Genomic DNA, 1,606 nt, shown 5'->3' on the forward strand with positions numbered 1-1,606 from the left:
TGCCCGACTCCGCTCCAGCCGGGCGTTTCCTCGCAGGACGAAATTCTTCTCCCGGGAAAAATGGTCCTCGGGGCGGCCACGCCAGGCTCCCAGAGGAAGCACATTGGCGCGGGCAGCCCAGCCGTCCCAGGCAGCCGCCAAACGCGCGACAATCTCTGGATGCTCCGCGGAGAGGTCATGCATTTCCGTGCGGTCGGTTTCCATGTCGTACAGTTCCCAGGGCTTATTCTCTTTGGCGACGAGCTTCCATTTCCCATCGCGAACCGCCCGATTGCCTTCATGCTCCCAGAAGATGGGCGTTTTGCGCTCAAGAGGCCGACCTTCAAACAGCGGCACGAGGCTTACTCCTTCCATGGGAATGATCTTATTGCCATTAAATTCGGTGGGATATTGTGCTTTTGCCAGATCGACGCAGGTGGCCATGAGATCAATGACGTGACCCGGCGTATGTTCGAGCTCACCCTGACGCTTCAGTCCCCCCGGCCAGTGAACGATGAGCGGCGTGGCGATGCCGCCTTCATGCACAAAGTGCTTGTATTCCCGGAACGGCGTGTTGGAGACATTCGCCCAGTTGATGCCGTACGAGATGTAGGTATCTTCCGGTCCTGGCATGATGTACGGCCCGGTGAGGGTGGGAACACCACGGCGATTCTGTGAAGGCCGGCTCTCTGTCCGGATGACATCGGGAGGAATGGGCGGGAGGGACGGTTCCACCGGCCGCCGCCAGTTTCCTGTTCGGCCGATGGCCTCCTGACAGGCACCGTTATCCTGCAGGTAGAAGATCACCGTGTTTTCTAATTGCCCGGTCTTCTCCAGCGTCTCCACAATCCGCCCAATTCCCTGGTCCATGCGGTCGATTTGAGCGGCGTACACTTCCATGCACCGGGCTTCCCATTCCTTGTGTTCCACCCGGTCCCAATCACCGTGCTGCGGGCTCAGTTCCCAATTGGGATTGATGATGCCCATCTTTTTGAGCCGTTCGAACCGCGCCCGACGAATCGGCTCATAACCCCCATCATATTTTCCGTGATACTTGGCAATGTCCTCCTCCAGAGCGTGAAGGGGCCAGTGCGCGGCAGTGTACGCGATGTACATAAAGAACGGTCGCTCGGCGTTTTGGGCGACGTGCTCACGAATGAAACGGATCGCATGATCGCTGATGGCGTCGGTGTAGTAGTAGCGTTCGGGTTTATACTCGGGATCGATGAACGCCGTAATCATGGTGTTGTCCCGCACCAGGGCCGACGGATCAAAATAACTTCCCGCCCCCTGGATCGTGCCGTAATATCGCTCAAATCCCCGCTGGAGCGGCCAGTTGTCTTTCGGGCCTTCCGGCTGAATGGCCTTGGTCACGTGCCATTTTCCCACCGCGTAGGTCCGATAGCCCGCCATCCGCAGCACCTCGGCGATGGTCACTGTCTGGCGATTGAGATCGCCCCGATATCCGTCGTAGCCGCGATCCTGCATCATCCAGCCGACGCCCGCCTGATGAGGATACACACCCGTCAGCAGGGAAGCGCGCGTGGGACAGCACCGGGCAGTGTTGTAAAACTGGGTGAAGCGCAAACCGTGGGCCGCCAGGCGATCCAAATTCGGCGTGGAAAGA

At 59.1% G+C, this 1,606-nt stretch carries 1 protein-coding gene; it reads right to left on the reverse strand.

Annotation, left to right across the window (positions count from 1 at the left end; all coding sequences use genetic code 11):
- A partial coding sequence (locus H5U08_RS18165) for an arylsulfatase (protein WP_297036371.1) occupies positions 1 to 1,606 on the reverse strand: 1,606 nt, incomplete at both ends.

Origin of the sequence: Thermogutta sp., from assembly GCF_014359955.1 — a bacterium.
Taxonomy (GTDB): Bacteria; Planctomycetota; Planctomycetia; order Pirellulales; family Thermoguttaceae; genus Thermogutta.